The following is a 1,323-nucleotide window of genomic DNA, read 5'->3' on the forward strand; positions in this document are numbered from 1 at the left end:
ACCACGTCTTTTTCATGCTGGCCGCGCGAGCCCGAGGCACCCGGGTCTTCGCCGCCGTGACCGGCATCGATGACCACGATAATGTCACGTTTGCCCGCCGGAGCCGGTGGCAGCGGCGGCAATTTGACCTGGGGTTGCGACTGGTTGACCGGCACCGCAGGTATCGTCGCGACGCTTGGAGTTGGCGCAGGCGGCGGCGCGGCATCGGCGGCGTTGTCGAACAGGTCGACCACCAGCCGGTTGCCATACTGCGCGTTGGGCGCCAGCACGAAGCTTTTCGGGGTCACGGCCTTTTTCAGGTCGATAACCACCCGCAGGTCGGTCGGCGTACGCTGGGCCGAGCGCATCGCGGTAATCGGGGTATTGGCCATGGCGACTTTCAACGGCGCGGCCAGGGTCGCACCGTTGATATCAATCACCAGGCGATCAGGCGCCGTGAGGGTGAAGACGCTGTGCTGAACCGGGCCAGACAGGTCGAATACCAGTCGCGTGTTATCCGGTGCCCGCCACAGGCGAACACTTTTCACCTGTGAGGCCGCCAGTGCATTGAAAGTCATTGCCGCAAGCAACACCCCTACGACAGTAACCAACGCGCGAAAGCGCATACCTAACCCCATCAATTATTTGAATTCCAATGCCAAGGCGGCGCACCACGACTCGCCGCGCGCGCTCTGGGACAACAACTTCAGCTGACGTCCTTGCTTATGCGGGGTAATGGTAATGGTCAGGTCCGGCTTTGGCAAAAAGCCTGTGCCTTTATCTGGCCACTCGATCAGGCACAAGGCGTCCTCATCGAAGTAATCACGAATGCCCATGTATTCCAGTTCTTCCGGGTCCACCAGGCGATACAGGTCGAAGTGGAACGCTCGTACGTCACCGATTTCGTAGGGTTCTACCAAGGTGAACGTAGGGCTTTTCACAGCACCCGCGTGCCCCAACCCGCGAATGATGCCCCGGGACAAGGTGGTTTTTCCGGCGCCGAGATCGCCTTCCAGAAAGATCAGCCCTGAGCCTTGAGTGACCCGGGCAATACGGTTGCCCAAGGCGACCATGGCGTCTTCATCAGGCAGGAAAAGAACTACTTCAGACACGGCGATTGCTCCTCCAGCAACTGACGAATGGCAGGAATCAGGTCACTGGCGGCGAGCCCGCGACCGTAGGTACCCTGGCGATCTCCGGCAGTGGCATGCAGCCAGACCGCCAGGCAGGCGGCATCAAATGCCGGCATGCCTTGCGCCAGCAAAGCACCGACCAGGCCGGCCAACACATCGCCCAGGCCAGCGGTCGCCATCGCAGGATGGCCCTGATCGCAGCGGGCAACCC

The 1,323-nt window shown here is 61.4% G+C and carries 3 protein-coding genes; all 3 read right to left on the minus strand.

The genetic code is table 11. The annotated features are described in order from the left end of the window. Window positions 1-605: N-acetylmuramoyl-L-alanine amidase (locus HX846_RS33755; protein WP_178967102.1), on the minus strand; the 605-nt coding region annotated here is incomplete at its 3' end. Window positions 606-620: 15 nt separating this feature from the next. After that, on the minus strand, window positions 621-1,091 hold the full coding sequence (gene tsaE, locus HX846_RS33760) for a tRNA (adenosine(37)-N6)-threonylcarbamoyltransferase complex ATPase subunit type 1 TsaE (RefSeq protein WP_003217524.1): 471 nt from the start codon (window positions 1,089-1,091) through the stop codon (window positions 621-623). After that, window positions 1,079-1,323 (minus strand): NAD(P)H-hydrate dehydratase (locus tag HX846_RS33765; RefSeq protein WP_306173189.1); only part of this gene is annotated, 245 nt, incomplete at its 5' end. The genes HX846_RS33765 and tsaE, both read right to left, overlap by 13 nt.

Origin of the sequence: Pseudomonas sp. K5002 (genome assembly GCF_013386655.1) — a bacterium.
In the GTDB taxonomy this organism is placed as follows: Bacteria; Pseudomonadota; Gammaproteobacteria; order Pseudomonadales; family Pseudomonadaceae; genus Aquipseudomonas.